Origin of the sequence: Niabella pedocola (genome assembly GCF_021044425.1) — a bacterium.
Lineage (GTDB): Bacteria > Bacteroidota > Bacteroidia > Chitinophagales > Chitinophagaceae > Niabella > Niabella pedocola.
Map to the genome: position 1 here is coordinate 852,402 of NZ_JAJNEC010000005.1, position 15,419 is coordinate 867,820.

Genomic DNA, 15,419 nt, shown 5'->3' on the forward strand with positions numbered 1-15,419 from the left:
TCGCCATTTGCTGATTTTCGGCAGAAACCGCAGTTTAATTAATTAGTTTTGCGGTATGTTTTCGGGTAAACGTCGATACTGGTGGTTTCAGTTCATCGGATGGAGTGGTCTCTTTCTGATCCATTTGTTCTTTGCCTGGTTCTACGGCAAGTTTGATACACCGCAGGACCGAAGCCTGTTTTTTACAAGAGCCTTTAGCTTTGTGGTTATCGGTGTACTGCTAACGCACCTGATGCGCCTGTTTATCCTAAGGCTGCACCTGCTGGAACATAACTGGGGATTGCAGTTGCTGAACTTTCTCTTGCTCTCGATCATTACGGCCTCCCTCTGTGGTATCATCGAACAACAGGTTTACAAACAATTTGCGCTGTTTACCCAACGGGAAATTGATGTGCTGAAACGCAGGGGGATCTGGCTGGTTTCGTTTAACAACATGATCTCCTGGTTCATTTACATGTTTATCTGGAATGCCATTTATATTATTTACCACTATGCCCGGGATTACCAGCAGCAGCAGATCGATACCCTCCGCTTAAAATCGCTGGTGCGGGAGCTGGAGCTTAAGACCATTAAATCCAATATTAATCCGCATTTTATTTTCAACGCCTTAAACAGCATCCGGGCATTGGTAGATGAGAATCCCGGAAGGGCCCGCGAAGCGATCACCGAACTGAGCAATATCCTGCGCAGCAGCATTACCATGCATAAAACAGAGTCGGTGGCATTAAAAAATGAACTGGCCATTATCGAAGACTACCTTGCCCTGGAACAGGTACGCTTCGAAGACCGGCTGGCGGTGAGTTACCAGATCGACAGCCAGGCACTGGAAAAACAGATTCCGCCCATGATGCTGCAGATGCTGGTAGAAAACGCCATCAAACACGGTATCAGCCGGGAACTGCAGGGCGGCTCCGTATCCATTGCCGCCCGGTTAAAAAACAACCTGATTGAACTTTGTGTATGCAATACCGGCAAGCTTACCGGGGAAAAAGACGGCACCGGTTTTGGACTGAACAGCATCCGCGACCGGCTGAAGCTGCTTTACCCGGGTAAAAGTGGTTTTGAGATCCGGCAATTGAATGCCGAAACCGTTGAGGCAAGGATCGAACTGCCCGCATAAAAATAAACAGATCAAACAAAGCGCATGAAACATATACGCACTATCATTATAGACGACGAGCGGCTGGCCCGTTCAGAACTGAAAAAGCTGCTTCAGGGCTTTCCGGGCATTGCCATTATTGATGAAGCGGGGAACGCAGAAGAAGGTATGCGGAAGATCAATGCCCAGCAACCGGATCTTATTTTTCTCGATATCCAGATGCCGGGCCAATCAGGTTTTGAAATGCTGGAAACGCTGGAATACACACCACTCGTGATCTTTACCACGGCGTATGACGAATACGCATTAAAGGCCTTCCAGGTAAATGCGTTGGATTACCTGTTAAAACCCATCGACTCCAAGCGGCTGGAAGACACCATCAAAAAGCTCAACCTGCCGGATTATGAAGAAAGTGAAGCCGCTTCATTTACAAATCACGATGTGCTGAATGAGCACAGCCAGGTGTTTGTAAAGGATGGTGATCGCTGCTGGTTTGTAAAGCTCAGCGATATCCGTCTTTTTGAAAGCGTAGGTAATTATGCAAAAGTTTTTTTTGGTCCCAATAAACCACTGATCTTAAAATCGCTCAATGCGCTGGAAGAACGGCTGGATCCCAAAGCCTTTTTCCGGGCTAACCGGAAACATATCATTAACCTGCGCATGATCGAAAAAATTGAGCCATATTTTAATAACGGATTACTGATCGAGTTAAAAGACGGGGAAAAGATCGAAGTCAGCCGCCGGCAGGCAGTGCGTTTTAAGGAGATGATGAGTCTGTAAACGGTTTCAGGTTTGATGTTTCAGGTTCAAGGTTAGATTATCGTTCCATACATGTAGTGCTGTTTTCTATTCACCATTAACCATTGACTATTCACCACTGCCCTTCACTTTGTTCAATGCGGAACGCTAAAAGCTGACTGCTGATACCTGAAGGCTAATAACTACCGGCTTAAACCGCTTCCCGCTTTACCGAATGCACGGCATCGCTGATCTCCTTGATAAGTGACGGGGCTTTTTCGATGGCATTGCCCACTACGATCACGTCTGCACCGGCTTTACAATTCAGATAGGCTTTTTCCGGATCAGTGATACCGCCACCTACGATCAGGGGTACCTCAATATTCTGAGCCACCGCGCGGATCATCGATTCGGTGATAGGAATACGGGCACCGCTTCCGGCATCCATGTAAATCAGCCGCATCCCCAGCATTTCCCCCGCCATGGCCGTACAAACTGCAATATCATTTTTATCGGAGGGAACAGGCGCCGCATTGCTGATATAGGAAACGGTGGTAGGCGCTCCGCCATCTACCACAATATACCCGGTAGGCATCACTTCCAGTCCGCTCCGCTTTACAAAAGGCGCCGAAACCACATGCTGTCCGATCAACAGCTCGGGGTTTCTGCCGGAGATCAGTGAAAGATACAACAGTGCATCTGCAAACGGACTCACCTGTGAAGGGCTGCCGGGAAACAATACCACCGGGATACGGGTGCGTGATTTGATCTTCTCGATCACTTCATCCAGATGTGCAGAAAGCATCAGGCTTCCACCCACAAAAAAATAATCCACCCCGGCGGCTTCCGAAAGGTTTATCAGGCTTTGCAATGAAGAAGGCTCTACAGCATCCGGGTCTAGCAATACTGCAAAGGATTTTTGTGCGTTCAGCTTTTTTTCCACCAAGCCGCTATAAATATTCATCTTCATCAGGAAGGGAGGTTTCCTGCAAAAATGCAAAAGTTTTTCCAAAAAAAGCCAACGGGCTGCCGAAACACTGAATAGAAATGACCTATGAAGCCGCAAAGCATCCAATTTAGTGCTAAAATCGCAAAACACAGGCGCAGGTAAGCCAAATGCAACGGCCTGTTATGCATTTCTGTCCGATCCTGCATCTTAAGGATACTGGAACCAAATGATTGCAAATTTTAAACATATGATGAAACGATTCCTGACATGCATGGTACTATTATCGCTGATCACCGGCACCGTTACCGGCCAGAAAAAAGACATCCGGCACCTGGTACGGGCTGTAGTTGAAAAAGCCGTGCCGCCAGAATTCGCCTATTTTCACCTGGTGGATTCCAGCTTTATATCCCGCTATTCGACGGCTTATTTTGATCCGCTGGAATTTAAGACCTTCTACAAAGAAAATCCGCGTTTTGTCCTCGAAGCATTCAAGGCGGCAAATGCCAGAGCGAAAAAAATATATTGGGGGAAATTTAAAATTCCCAGGGCCAGGATCAACCCTTATGAAAACATACCTCATTATGAAGGCCAGTTTTCTGTTGTCACGCTGCTCCCCTGGAGTACACCCGACACCGTGCTGGAAGCAAAACGCCGCAATAACAAATATCCGGGGGTCATTTTAAAAATAAAAGAAACCTGGACGGAAGCCCAGCAAAAAGAGGCCATACAAAAAGAACGGGAACGCTATGCCAACAGTCTGCAACCGGAGGATAAAAAATATTTTGCCATTTCCTCCCCCATTTTTTCAAAAGACCGGCGTTATGTGATCATTGAGGTACGAACCGCCCTCGAGGGCTGGTGCCAGGTATACAAAAAAATAAAAGGCAAATGGGTTTACCAGGTCACGCTATCACACTGGATGGCGTAGCGCGGACGTAGTGACCAGCGTTCAGCAATCAGCTTTCAGCTTTCAGCATTTAGCATTCAGCATTTAGCGCTCAGCCTCAACCGGCATTTTCTCAAGATACTGTTCCAGTTCCCCCGGCTCTTTTATAACGATGATCTTTTCCCAGGGATCTTCATACAGGAAGCCTTCTTCATACATTTTCCGGATATGCATTAACAGGTGCGTATAATAATCATTTGTGTTGAGCACAAAGAGTACCTTATCATGGATGGCCAGGTTGTTCCAGGTGATCATTTCGAAAAACTCATCCAGGGTACCGTAACCTCCCGGCAGGATAACAGCCGCATCGCAAAGCTCGTACATCTTTCGCTTGCGGGTATGCATATCCCCTACTATTTCCAGCTGGGTGAGCCCCTTATGCGACCGCTCCCGGTCGGCCAACAGCTGCGGAATCACCCCGATGGCGGTTCCGCCACCAGCCAGTACCGCATTGGCAATAGTACCCATTAATCCTACATTTCCTCCACCGTAAACAAGCGTTAAACCGCGTGCCGCCATAATGGCTCCCAATTCCGCTGTATGTGCTGTAAACAGTGGATCCCGGCCTTCTTTTGACCCGCAAAAAACCGCAAGCGATTTTATCCCCATGATTCCCTACTTTTATTGCAAAAGGAACTCAAATTTTCCTATCTTCAAAAATTATTTTACTTGACAACCATCGTTTAATACAAACATAATATGTCTGCAGGTTTTTTATTTTCGATTGTAATCGCCTACTTTATATTGCTGCTGGTGGTGGCCTGGAAAACCAGCAAAAACAGCAACAATGAATCCTTCTTTATCGGCAACCGCAACAGTAACTGGATGCTGGTGGCCTTTGGTATGATCGGCACTTCACTAAGCGGCGTTACGTTTGTAAGCGTACCCGGTGCTGTAGGCAAGGACGGGTTTGGCTATATGCAGGTGGTGTTGGGTTATATGATCGGGTACCTGTTAATCGCTTATGTATTGCTGCCTTTATATTACCGGTTAAAACTGACCTCCATTTACGGGTATTTAAAAACCCGCATGGGCATGCTTTCCTATAAGACCGGCGCCTGGTTCTTTATCATCTCGCGCCTGGTAGGTGCCACGGCAAGGTTGTACCTGGTTGTACACATCCTGCAGATCACCATTCTCGACAGCTTTGGGATTCCTTTTTGGGTATCTACACTCATCATTCTTGTAATGATCATCCTGTATACTTTTGAAGGCGGCGTAAAAACCATTGTATGGACCGATACGCTGCAAACCACCTGTATGCTGCTGGGATTGATCATCTGTACCATTTACCTGCTCAACCATATGAATATGGGCGTGGGCGAAAGCCTGGAAGCCATGCGCAGCAGCGGGCTCTCACAAATATTTAAAACCGATCCATCGAAGAACGACTTCTTTATTAAACAGATCCTGGCCGGTGCCTTCATTACCCTGAGTATGACGGGCATTGACCAGGAAATGATGCAAAAAAGTATTTCGGTTACCAACCTGAAAGATTCGCAGAAGAACATGGTGTCACTGGCCTTTATCATGGTAGTGGTGATCGGGTTATTCCTGTACCTGGGTGGACTGCTGCACCTGTTTGCGGGTCAGGAACATTTGGCGGCCAAGGGAGATGCCCTGTTCCCGGATGTAGCGGTAAACCATATGCCGCCCTATATTTCCGTTATTTTTATCGTGGCATTGATATCGGCACTGTTTCCCAGTGCAGACGGGGCCATGACGGCACTTACTTCCTCTTTTTGCATCGATATCGCCGGATTGCAGCGACGCACCGATATGAATGAAACGCAAAAAAAACGCTTCCGCCAAAAAGTGCACCTGCTGGTGGCGTTTACATTCCTGCTGCTGGTAATGATGTTTTACTGGATCAATGACAACAGCATGATCGGCATTATCCTGAAACTGGCCGGGTATACCTATGGTCCGCTGCTGGGACTGTTTGCCTTTGGTATTTTCACCAAACGCCGTCCGCAAGACCGCCTGGTGCCTTATGTATGTTTTATTGCGCCCATTATCTGCTTTTTTATCGACCGGTACCAGCAGTCGATTTTCGGAGATTTCAAAATCGGGCTGGAACTGATCATCATTAATGCGGCATTAACGTTTATAGGACTGTTGATCATTTCAAAGCCCGTTTCAGATCTTTCGCAACTGGAACAGGATTCTGTTCATTAATAACGAGCAGCAAAAATGGAACTATTACCCGTTGATTTAGAGCAATTTGCTATCAACTTTTCTACCCCGCCCGATCCGTTACGGCAGGAAGTGGAGCTGTTCACTCAACAGCATCATGCCGAACCGCATATGCTGAGCGGCCCGGTTCAGGGAAAGTTGCTGGAAATGATCAGTTATATGATCCGTCCGCGGCGCATCCTGGAAATCGGCACTTTTACCGGCTACAGCGCCCTGTGTCTTGCAGAAGGGCTAACAAACGACGGTGAGTTGCATACCATTGAGTTCCGGGAAGAAACAGCAGCTATCGCCCACAATTTTTTCCGGAAATCAGCGTTATATCCAAGAATAAAACTGCATGTAGGTAACGCGCTGAATATCATTCCTACATTGAACGAAACCTGGGATCTGGTTTTTATTGACGCCGATAAGCCGGGTTATATGGACTATTTTAAGCTCGTTTTACCAGCAGTTAAAAAAAATGGCTTTATCTTAGCAGATAATATTTTTTTCCACGGACAGGTTTTTACCGAAAATCCCAGGGGAAAAAGCGCAAAAGCCATCAAGGCGTTTAACGATTTTGTTCAACATAGAGCAGATATTGACAAACTGGTTCTGACCATTAGAGACGGACTATATTTATTACGAAAATTGTAATTGTTATTGATGATAAGGAAATTGTTTTTGGCAACCGCCCTTTTTATAACGATGACTGCTACTGCCCAACAATCAGAAAAAGTTGTGGCCTATATTCAACAATACAGAGGCATTGCCATTAAGGAAATGCAACGGACCGGTGTTCCGGCGGCTATCAAGCTGGCCCAGGCCATACTGGAATCCAATGCAGGCGACGGAGACCTGGCGTTGCGCTCCAACAATCATTTTGGCATCAAATGCAAAACCGGCTATACCGGCCCTTATGTGTTGCATGATGATGACCGTCCGCAGGAGCGTTTTATAAAATACGAACAGCCCGAAGCTTCGTTCCAGGATCATTCTGATTTTTTAAAGGGCCGCGACCGGTATGCATTTCTTTTTCAGCTGGACCCTACCGACTATAAAGCATGGGCGAATGGTTTAAAGAAAGCAGGATATGCTACCAATCCTAAATATCCGCAACTCCTGATCGGTTTAATTGAGCGCTATAACCTGGAAGATTACACGTTGATCGCAATGGGTAAAAAAGAAATGCCGCAGGAGCTTACAGCATCCTTTGCGGTGGCAAAAGAAGAGCCCGAAGTGATCCCGGCCAAAAAGGTCAAACAGTACCCGCAGGGTGATTTTGTGATCAACCAGACCAAAGTAATTTTCGCAAAGCAAGGCACAGCGTTTGATGCCATTGCTGCCCGCTACAATATTCCCCTGAACCGTCTTTTTCTGTACAACGATCTGCAGGAAAACCAACCTCCCCAAAGCGATGCCCTGGTATTTTTACAACTGAAGCGCACCGAAAGTCCTAAAGCATTTCACGAAGTAGCTGCCGGAGAAACGCTTTATGAAATTGCACAGGAAGAAGGCGTTCGGCTGGAGTCGCTTCTGAAATACAATAATCTCACGAAATTTGCTTCCCCGGCAATCGGGTCTAAGCTATATTTGCAGGATATGGGTGCCGGAAAAAATTCCGTAGCACAAAATCCTTAAAATATGGCAGATATTACGGTACACGATAAACGCTTTTCGGTTTACCTGTCAGAAACAGCATTGCAAAAAAGAATTAAGGAACTGGCAGATGCCGTTAACGCAGATTATGCAGGGGAGAAAGTATACTTCCTGGCGATCCTGAACGGATCGTTTATGTTTGCGGCCGACTTTTTCAAATACCTGACCATCGACAGCGAGATCTGTTTTATTAAACTTGCCTCTTATAAAGGATTAAAATCTTCAGGCGCCGTTACCACCGCTATCGGGCTGGAGGAAGATCTGCACGGAAAACATGTGGTTATCCTTGAAGACATCATTGACACCGGCAAAACACTGCACTATTTTTTGCCACAGCTCCAACACCAGCAACCCCGCTCCCTGAAGATCGTTGCCCTCCTGCATAAAGCAGAAATGACCACATATGAAGTGCCGATCGATTATACGGGCTTCGTGATCCCCAACAAATTTGTGGTAGGCTATGGACTGGATTATGACGGGCTGGGCCGCAATTACAAGGATATTTACCAGCTGGCAGAAGGATCGTAAGTTTTTTTCCCCGCAGCGGCGCAAAGAAACGGCGAACGCGGTGCTTATTCTTCGTCTTTACCTATTTTTAGCCAATGCAATAGTTGCCCTGATCTTATTTATGTACACGGCTGCTCACCCTTTCGTATTCATCCCTTCCTTGCTCGGGATCTATCAGATTAAGGGATGGTTGTCCTACCCACATGCCCATCGCAATTGAGCATTTGATATAATAGGATCTGCCAAATTGTATCGTAAGCGGAACGATGGCCTTTGCCTCCGTTTTAGCCCATATTTTTTGTTTTCCCTCCTTGTATACCCGCAATTCATAACGGGAGTTATTTACGGCCCGCCATACCACGGAATCATCAAGGTTGATATTATACCCGACAGCCGATCCTGTGAAATTTTTTGGCCGGTAAAAATAAATCGTAGCATAGGTAGCCGTATCAGCGCCCGGGGCCGGAGGGGCAATCGTTGCAGCAGACACCGCCTGGCGTAAAGAATCGACGCCCTCAATAAATAAGATATTCCCTTTGATCCGGTAACAGCTGCTCCAAAGATCCGGTTGCTTCAGCTCCGTGATCTGTATCGCATTCCCACCTGCCTTCCTCGCTTTTTCCTGGGCTTTTTCAATCACCCGCTGGTACTGACAGTCTGTGGTAAACCCCCTTATCCCCAATCTTGAATGCCCCAATGGTTTTTGCTGTTGAAGGAATGCTTTTATTTACCTCGAATACCAGTATTTCGCCTGCGGTGTCCTTCACCTGCCAGACAACTCCGGCATTTAATGTTGTGGATAATACAGGCCCAACTAGCAGCAGCGTTATCAGCAAGCGCAATTTTGAGAGATCGATTCTCATAGTGTTCCGTTTTTTATATTTTAAATAGGTTGTGCTAATATACACCAATCACTCCACAAGTCTAAAAAATCAAACCCAAAGAAACGTTCCAGGATGTTTGTATCCTTCGCGCTTCTTTGGGTCTTTGTGTATTTGTGGCGGTACTGCCGTTATTTTTTCTGAGCCTGCTGCATCGGATTGGAGCCGGTACTTTGTCCGCGTGCGGCGCCGGTTTTTTGTGCAAAGGCTTTAAATCTTGTTGGTGCAGGCATTTGGTTCCATACGTTGTTGCTTTCATCGATATCGGCCGTTTCGCGGAACGGATCCAGCCGGATACCGGTGACCGCCTTGTTTTTTACAAAAACCTTGCTGGCCGTGTTTTCATTATGCCTCCAGATCTGGGCCGGAATCCGGTCGATCTGCCGGGTACCGTCGCTGAAGGTCCACTCAATAATGATCGGCATTACCATTCCGCCTTTATTGGAAAAATCCAGCTCATAAAAGTACTTGCCGGCAAACTGCTGTTTGGCGTCCGGGGTCAGCGCCTCCACACCCGGGGCCTGTTCAACCGTGAATGTTTTTGTTGAATCATATGGTTCCTGTCCCCGGGCGTACCGCCAGTAAAAATCACGCGCACCGGTATCCTCATCGGTATAAAAGGCAATCTTCCGGTCTTCCCGGTTGCGGATCTTCGAAAGATCATCAAACTCCGGTACCATTGGTGCATCTATTTTCCTCGTAACACTTTTTGCGGGTGGTATCATTCCGTTCACCTCTGCCGTTGCCACTTTTACAGAATCCAGGGAAATATCTACCGGGTTGATCCCGTAGAACCAACCTCTCCAGAACCAATCCAGGTCTTCTCCGCTGGCATCTTCCATCGTACGGAAAAGATCCGCCGGTGTGGGGTGCTTAAAGGCCCAGCGGCGGGCGTATTCTTTAAAGGCAAAATCAAAAAGATTCCGTCCCATGATCGTTTCTCTTAAAATATTTAAGCCGGTAGCCGGCTTTGCATACGCATTGGGTCCAAACTGCACGATATTTTCCGAGTTGGTCATAATCGGTTCCAGCTGGCTTTTAGGCAGTTTCATATAATCTACAATGGTCCAGGCGGGTCCGCGTTTGGAGGGAAATTTATTATCCCACAATTCCTCCGTAAGGTATTGCACAAAGGTATTCAGCCCTTCATCCATCCAGGTCCATTGCCGCTCATCGCTGTTTACAATCATCGGGAAGAAATTATGTCCTACTTCATGGATCACCACACCCAGCATCCCGTTCTTGGTAGCTTCGCTGTAGGTGCCGTCTTTTTCGGTGCGGCCATAATTAAAGCAGATCATCGGGTATTCCATTCCATTAGCGGCTTCCACACTTTGTGCAACCGGGTAAGGATACGGGATCGTAAATGCAGAGTACGTTTTGATGGTATGCGCCACCGCCCTGGTTGAAAATTTCCGGTACAGTCCATAGGCCTCCTTACCGTAAAAGCTCATGCACATTATTTTTTTACCATTGACCAGCTGTGGCATCCCGTCCCAGATATATTTCCGGGAAGAGGTCCAGGCAAAGTCGCGCACATTATCGGCTTTGAAATGCCAGGTTTTTGTTTTCGTGCTCTTGTTTTTTTCTGCTGCCGTTGCCTCCTCCAGGGTAACGATCTCCACCGGCTCCTTGGCGTTGGTTGCCTTCTGATACCGTGCCAGCTGCGCAGGGGTTAATACCTGGGCATAGTTCTGACATTCACCAGTGCTTCCCACAATATGGTCAGCCGGTACGGTCATCTGCACATCAAAATTGCCGAAGGTAAGTGCAAATTCACCCCTGCCGGTAAACTGATGGTTCTGCCATCCCTGGAAATCGCTGTACACGCATACCCGGGGATACCACTGGGTAATGGTATAAAGGCTGTTACCGTCTTCGGGAAAAAGCTCATATCCGCCCCGTCCGCCCAGTGTAACGCGATCTGGGATCTTATAGGACCAGTCGATCTTAAACTGGAAGCGCTGACCGGGTTTCAACGGTGTAAGCAAATCTACCCGCATCATGGTTTTATTAATGGTATACGGAAGCGCTTTACCACTTATATCGGTGATGGATCGGATCTTGTGGCCAAAACCATTATCCGGTCCGTTTTGATCTTCCATTTTTGCCAGGGTGCGGTCCGTCATCATGGCCGGCATTACATTCTGATCCTGGTAATTGGCATTGTCCTTATTGCTGTGCTCGTTCTCATCCAGCTGCAGCCATATATAGGTAAGCACATCCGGGGAATTATTAAAATAATTCAGGGTTTCACTACCGGTGAGTTTCTGCCCGTTCTCATCCAGGGTACACCGGATCACATAGTCGCAGCGCTGCTGCCAGTATTTGGGGCCCGGCGCACCGCTGGCCGTTCGGTATTCGTTGGGTGTGGGAAGAATCGTTCCCAGCTGCTCAAATTTATTTCCATGATTGCTGGCAGGATTGTTTTGAATATCCTGGGCATAACCCGTAACCGTAAGCAAACAGGCTACCACAAGTAAAAATTGTCTCATCAATGTTCTTTATGATAATGAAGGGATCCGCTCCAGCGCCATCTTTAATGAAAGCACGAACACTGCGGCAGATACCACGAAAATATAGATTCTTTGGGGAATTTTGATACCGCCCACCACCAGCTTTGTGATCAGCAGGATCGCCAGCACCACGATCACCTGCCCGGCCTCCAGCCCGAGGTTAAAGCCCAGGAGCCCCGTTCCAACGGATTCGTCACTGGCCAGCATCATCCGGATGGTATTGGCAAAGCCCAGCCCGTGGATCAGCCCAAAGAACAGTGCCAGGAAATAATTGGTACGGATCTGCCGGAATTGATTCCGGCGCAGCACATTCCAAAGGGCGGTGCAAACGATGGTAACCGGGATGAGGAATTCGACCCAGGAGGACGGGACCCGGATGAGATCAAATACGCTGAGCGCCAACGTTAAGGAATGCCCGATAGTAAAAGCCGTTACCAGGATCAGCACCTGCTTCCATTCTTTAAAGGTATAGATCACCGCCAGTGCGAGGATAAACAACTGGTGATCCAGCGCATCCAGGCTGATGATGTGCCGCCACCCTTCTACAAAATAAAACCAAAAACTGCTCATACGGTTTCTTTTTCCGTGGAGAAAGCGCCTGCCAGTGATTCACCGGTCGGTTCCGGTCATCTCCTTGGTGCACTCCTGCTTCCCCTGATTGTTGCGTTAATAAAAATACGGGCGCTCCTTGTTTGATGCCAACCATCAAATATAATTTACCGCCTTCATATAATATACCGTTATTTGTATCAATGGCGTGTAACCACTATAAAAGGAGCCTGCCTGTATGGCTGTTGGTATGTTTTTTACTATCCGGGTTTTCCCGGCCGGCATGGCATCCGTTTCATGTAAGTGCCTCCGAAATGGAGTATAACAGCAAAACGCAAAAGCTGGAGATCAGCACAAAAATTTTTACCGATGATTTTGAGTCCGTGCTCGCCCGCATTTATAAAACCCCGGTAGATTTCAGCAACAAATCCCGGAAGTCCGCACTGGATGAACTGGTTACAAAATACATCACAACCCACTTAAGTATCCGCAGTAACGGGCAGCTGCAGCGTTTAAAATTTTTTGGATGGGAAGTGGATCATGAAGCCGTTTATATTTATACCACGGCCGATGCCGCCGCTCTCAATCCCCGTAATATTACGGTGGAGAACACCATCCTCTATGAGCTGTTCCAGGACCAGATGAATATTGTGCATTTCATAGTAAATGGCACCCGTAAAAGCAGCAAACTGGCCTACCCGGAACGGAAGTTGCAGTTTAGTTTTTAGGGGATGAATTGAGAATCCAGAATCCAGAATCCAGAATTGAGAATTGAGCGTTTAGCTATCAGCTGAAGGCTGAACGCCGAAAGCTAAACGCTGAAGGCCGATTGCTGCCAGCTGATGGCTATTTGCCAAAAGCGTGGTACATTTGGGTTCTAAGTACGGTACATGAATGTAACACGCAATTCCGGTTTGTGGATGGCCCTCCTGGGCGGTATTTTGTTGTGGGCGGGCTGGCCTTCGTCTCCCCTTACCTTATTGCTTTTTGTGGCCTGGGTTCCATTGCTGTACCTGGCTGACACAACCGGTTCCTGGAAAAAGTTCTTCGGATGGTCGTATATAACCCTGCTTTTGTGGAATGTGCTTACCACCTGGTGGGTGGCAAAGGCCAGTGTTCCCGGCGGCATCGGCGCCTTCCTGGCCAATAGCCTGATCATGTGCCTTCCCTGGCTGGCGTACTTTTTTACCCGGGCTCATTTCAACCGGTTTCTTTCAGGGGTGGCCCTCATTGTATACTGGATGACCTTTGAGTGGATCCACCTCAACTGGGATCTGAGCTGGCCCTGGCTCACACTGGGGAATGCATTTGCCCTGCATCCCAACTGGGTGCAATGGTACGAATATACCGGCGCAGCTGGTGGTAGCCTCTGGATCCTGCTCAGCAATGTGCTGGTATACCACGTATTGCTCCGTTACCGGGAAGAGGGCCGGAGCACGGGCTATTTTAAGCTGGCCGCGGCCTGGGTACTTACATTGGGTACTCCAATTATACTTTCCGTATTTGTAAAGCAGCAGTTAACACTCCTCCATAATAAATACAATGTGGTTGTAGTGCAGCCCAACTATGATCCCTGGGATACCAAATTTGCTGCCGGCAAAGAGGAAATGCAGCTGCAGGAATTAATCAGCCTGTCGCAAAAACAGATCGATGCCGAAACCGCGCTGGTCGTATGGCCGGAAACAGCCATTCCTTATACGGTGCTGGAAGACCAGCTCCGGGAGAATCTTTTTCTTAAACCCCTGTGGGGCTTCCTGCAGCGCAACCCGCATGTAAACCTGCTGACCGGACTGGAAGGCCGCCGCTTGTTTCCTACGCGGGTGAGCCGGTTTGCTCAAAAGCTGCCGGACGGTGGTTTTGTAGAAGGTTATAACAGTGCCGCGCTTTTCGACAGCACATCGGTGCAGATCTATCACAAATCCAAACTTGTACCAGGACCGGAGGTATTGCCGGCATTTTTAAGTTTCATGGGGCCGGTATTTGAAAAATTCGGAGGCACCATGGGAGGCTATGCCCGCGATACTACGGAACGGGTATTGCATACCACCAATCATACATTTAACATTACCCCTGCCGTTTGTTATGAAAGTATTTATGGCGGTTATCTTTCCCGGTTTAACCGGAAAGACGCCGATCTTATCTGCATCGTTACCAACGACGGGTGGTGGGGCGATACGCAGGGGTACCGCCAGCATATGCAATACGCGCGCCTCCGGGCCATCGAAAGCCGGAAATGGGTAGCCCGCAGTGCCAACACAGGCATCAGCTGTTTTATTGATCCCTATGGTAATATTGCGCAGCAGCTATCCTGGAACAAACAAGGCACCCTCAAACAGACGCTTGCGGCATTTGTTTCGGAAACCTTTTACACCCGTTATGGCGACTGGCTTTTTTGCGCTGCCGCGGTATCAGCGCTGGCATTTTTACTGATCCTCCTTTATAAGGTAATCCTTTACAAAAAACGTCCACTTAAAAAATCTTCCTGATGGGTACAAAAACAATCAATATCAATAACAGCATTGTCCACTATACCGTTGAAGGTGTGGGACGCCCGGTGTTGCTGTTGCATGGCTTTGGCGAAGACAGCACCGTTTGGGAAAACCAGGTGGAGTACCTGCGGCACAATTACCAGGTGATTGTACCGGATATTCCCGGTAGCGGACAGTCGGAACTGATCAGCGACGTCAGCATGGAAGGCATTGCGGAGGTGATCAACCGTGTTGTGGAAGCGGAGGAGCTGGAATCCATCGTATTGATCGGCCACAGCATGGGAGGATATGCTACATTGGCATTTGCAGAACAATACCCGCATTTGCTGGATGGCTTCGGTTTGTTTCATTCTACCGCAGCAGCCGATACGGAGGAGAAAAAGGAAACCCGGCGCAAGGGCATTGCCTTTATCGAAAAGCACGGGGCCAATGAATTTTTGAAAACCACCATTCCCAATCTGTTTTCGGCGCATACAAAAGAAACGCATCCGGATCTGATCGAACGCTTTACGGCCAGTCTTCCTGTTTTCTCAAAGCCGGCCCTGAAAAGTTACTATGAAGCCATGATCAAACGCCCGGAACGGATCGACCTGTTTTCAAAAACCGACCTGCCGGTATTATTTATTATCGGGGAACAGGACACGGTGATTTCCTTTGAAGACATTTTAAAGCAAGCTTCAATGCCCCGGGTCTCCTATATTCATGTGTTGCATCAGTCTGGCCATATGGGTATGCTGGAGGAATCCGCAAAAGCAAATGCCGCCATTGAAGAATTTTTGATGGAACTGAAATAAGTGAATAGTGAACCAATGTCGTTTTCTCAAAGCCGCAGATGCACAGATCTGGTATCGGCTTTAACTACAACAATGTTACAGAAAAGTGCTGCAGGTGCAATCAGCGTATCTGCAGCA

General features: G+C 47.8%; 15 protein-coding genes. 10 read left to right on the forward strand and 5 right to left on the reverse strand.

Translation table 11 applies throughout. From position 1 onward, the window contains the following. The first annotated feature begins 55 nt into the window (after positions 1-55). Complete coding sequence (locus LQ567_RS11160) at positions 56-1,120, forward strand: sensor histidine kinase (RefSeq protein ID WP_231004585.1); 1,065 nt, start codon at positions 56-58, stop codon at positions 1,118-1,120. A 24-nt stretch (positions 1,121-1,144) separates the two neighbouring features. Further along, positions 1,145-1,879 carry a LytR/AlgR family response regulator transcription factor gene (locus tag LQ567_RS11165; RefSeq protein ID WP_231004586.1) on the forward strand — a complete coding sequence of 245 codons (735 nt, stop codon included), beginning with the start codon at positions 1,145-1,147 and terminating at the stop codon, positions 1,877-1,879. Positions 1,880-2,048: 169 nt separating this feature from the next. Here the strand turns inward: LQ567_RS11165 and LQ567_RS11170 are convergent, their stop codons facing one another. Beyond that, positions 2,049-2,807 (reverse strand): geranylgeranylglyceryl/heptaprenylglyceryl phosphate synthase, encoded by a 759-nt coding sequence (locus tag LQ567_RS11170; protein WP_231004587.1) that lies wholly within the window; start codon positions 2,805-2,807, stop codon positions 2,049-2,051. A gap of 226 nt (positions 2,808-3,033) precedes the next feature. On the opposite strand from LQ567_RS11170, the gene LQ567_RS11175 reads away from it, so the two are divergent. Next, the gene (locus tag LQ567_RS11175; protein ID WP_231004588.1) at positions 3,034-3,714 is read left to right on the forward strand and encodes a hypothetical protein; all 681 of its coding nucleotides are present in this window, start codon (positions 3,034-3,036) and stop codon (positions 3,712-3,714) included. A gap of 63 nt (positions 3,715-3,777) precedes the next feature. Here LQ567_RS11175 and LQ567_RS11180 read toward each other — a convergent pair whose 3' ends face one another. Beyond that, positions 3,778-4,341 (reverse strand): LOG family protein, encoded by a 564-nt coding sequence (locus LQ567_RS11180; protein WP_231004589.1) that lies wholly within the window; start codon positions 4,339-4,341, stop codon positions 3,778-3,780. A 90-nt stretch (positions 4,342-4,431) separates the two neighbouring features. Between LQ567_RS11180 and LQ567_RS11185 the strand changes: the two genes are divergently transcribed. From LQ567_RS11185 to hpt, 4 genes are read left to right on the forward strand one after another with little or no spacing between them, the layout of a single operon-like run. Then, on the forward strand, positions 4,432-5,910 hold the full coding sequence (locus LQ567_RS11185) for a sodium:solute symporter (RefSeq protein ID WP_231004590.1): 1,479 nt from the start codon (positions 4,432-4,434) through the stop codon (positions 5,908-5,910). Between the two features lie 15 nt (positions 5,911-5,925). Next, positions 5,926-6,564: an O-methyltransferase gene (locus tag LQ567_RS11190; RefSeq protein ID WP_231004591.1), complete on the forward strand. Its 639-nt coding sequence runs from the start codon at positions 5,926-5,928 to the stop codon at positions 6,562-6,564. Between the two features lie 9 nt (positions 6,565-6,573). Then, positions 6,574-7,548 carry a glucosaminidase domain-containing protein gene (locus tag LQ567_RS11195; RefSeq protein WP_231004592.1) on the forward strand — a complete coding sequence of 325 codons (975 nt, stop codon included), beginning with the start codon at positions 6,574-6,576 and terminating at the stop codon, positions 7,546-7,548. 3 nt (positions 7,549-7,551) lie between these two features. Beyond that, positions 7,552-8,094, forward strand: a complete 543-nt coding sequence (hpt, locus tag LQ567_RS11200) for a hypoxanthine phosphoribosyltransferase (protein WP_231004593.1) — start codon at positions 7,552-7,554, stop codon at positions 8,092-8,094. A gap of 94 nt (positions 8,095-8,188) precedes the next feature. Here the strand turns inward: hpt and LQ567_RS11205 are convergent, their stop codons facing one another. From LQ567_RS11205 to LQ567_RS11215, 3 genes are all read right to left on the reverse strand, one after another. Continuing rightward, positions 8,189-8,770 (reverse strand): DUF2846 domain-containing protein, encoded by a 582-nt coding sequence (locus LQ567_RS11205; protein ID WP_231004594.1) that lies wholly within the window; start codon positions 8,768-8,770, stop codon positions 8,189-8,191. A 315-nt stretch (positions 8,771-9,085) separates the two neighbouring features. Next, complete coding sequence (locus LQ567_RS11210) at positions 9,086-11,449, reverse strand: M1 family metallopeptidase (RefSeq protein WP_231004595.1); 2,364 nt, start codon at positions 11,447-11,449, stop codon at positions 9,086-9,088. Between the two features lie 9 nt (positions 11,450-11,458). After that, complete coding sequence (locus LQ567_RS11215; RefSeq protein ID WP_231004596.1) at positions 11,459-12,040, reverse strand: HupE/UreJ family protein; 582 nt, start codon at positions 12,038-12,040, stop codon at positions 11,459-11,461. Positions 12,041-12,222: 182 nt separating this feature from the next. Between LQ567_RS11215 and LQ567_RS11220 the strand changes: the two genes are divergently transcribed. The 3 genes from LQ567_RS11220 (at position 12,223) to LQ567_RS11230 (ending at position 15,302) form a co-directional block, all read left to right on the forward strand. Continuing rightward, positions 12,223-12,747 carry a DUF6702 family protein gene (locus tag LQ567_RS11220; RefSeq protein WP_231004597.1) on the forward strand — a complete coding sequence of 175 codons (525 nt, stop codon included), beginning with the start codon at positions 12,223-12,225 and terminating at the stop codon, positions 12,745-12,747. Between the two features lie 162 nt (positions 12,748-12,909). After that, positions 12,910-14,505, forward strand: coding sequence for an apolipoprotein N-acyltransferase (gene lnt, locus LQ567_RS11225; RefSeq protein ID WP_231004598.1), 1,596 nt, complete (start codon positions 12,910-12,912; stop codon positions 14,503-14,505). Then, positions 14,505-15,302, forward strand: coding sequence for an alpha/beta fold hydrolase (locus LQ567_RS11230; protein WP_231004599.1), 798 nt, complete (start codon positions 14,505-14,507; stop codon positions 15,300-15,302). The genes lnt and LQ567_RS11230 overlap by 1 nt, the downstream gene beginning before the upstream one ends. The last annotated feature ends 117 nt before the right edge of the window (positions 15,303-15,419 follow it).

Excerpts from the sequence above, each read along its gene's own strand:
- hpt (WP_231004593.1), top strand. The coding sequence starts at position 7,552 with ATGGCAGATATTACGGTACACGATAAACGCTTTTCGGTTTACCTGTCA.
- LQ567_RS11230 (WP_231004599.1), top strand. The coding sequence starts at position 14,505 with ATGGGTACAAAAACAATCAATATCAATAACAGCATTGTCCACTATACC.
- LQ567_RS11170 (WP_231004587.1), bottom strand. The coding sequence starts at position 2,807 with ATGAAGATGAATATTTATAGCGGCTTGGTGGAAAAAAAGCTGAACGCA.
- LQ567_RS11165 (WP_231004586.1), top strand. The coding sequence starts at position 1,145 with ATGAAACATATACGCACTATCATTATAGACGACGAGCGGCTGGCCCGT.
- LQ567_RS11195 (WP_231004592.1), top strand. The coding sequence starts at position 6,574 with ATGATAAGGAAATTGTTTTTGGCAACCGCCCTTTTTATAACGATGACT.
- LQ567_RS11180 (WP_231004589.1), bottom strand. The coding sequence starts at position 4,341 with ATGGGGATAAAATCGCTTGCGGTTTTTTGCGGGTCAAAAGAAGGCCGG.
- LQ567_RS11160 (WP_231004585.1), top strand. The coding sequence starts at position 56 with ATGTTTTCGGGTAAACGTCGATACTGGTGGTTTCAGTTCATCGGATGG.
- LQ567_RS11175 (WP_231004588.1), top strand. The coding sequence starts at position 3,034 with ATGATGAAACGATTCCTGACATGCATGGTACTATTATCGCTGATCACC.
- LQ567_RS11215 (WP_231004596.1), bottom strand. The coding sequence starts at position 12,040 with ATGAGCAGTTTTTGGTTTTATTTTGTAGAAGGGTGGCGGCACATCATC.
- lnt (WP_231004598.1), top strand. The coding sequence starts at position 12,910 with ATGAATGTAACACGCAATTCCGGTTTGTGGATGGCCCTCCTGGGCGGT.
- LQ567_RS11185 (WP_231004590.1), top strand. The coding sequence starts at position 4,432 with ATGTCTGCAGGTTTTTTATTTTCGATTGTAATCGCCTACTTTATATTG.
- LQ567_RS11210 (WP_231004595.1), bottom strand. The coding sequence starts at position 11,449 with ATGAGACAATTTTTACTTGTGGTAGCCTGTTTGCTTACGGTTACGGGT.
- LQ567_RS11190 (WP_231004591.1), top strand. The coding sequence starts at position 5,926 with ATGGAACTATTACCCGTTGATTTAGAGCAATTTGCTATCAACTTTTCT.
- LQ567_RS11220 (WP_231004597.1), top strand. The coding sequence starts at position 12,223 with ATGGCGTGTAACCACTATAAAAGGAGCCTGCCTGTATGGCTGTTGGTA.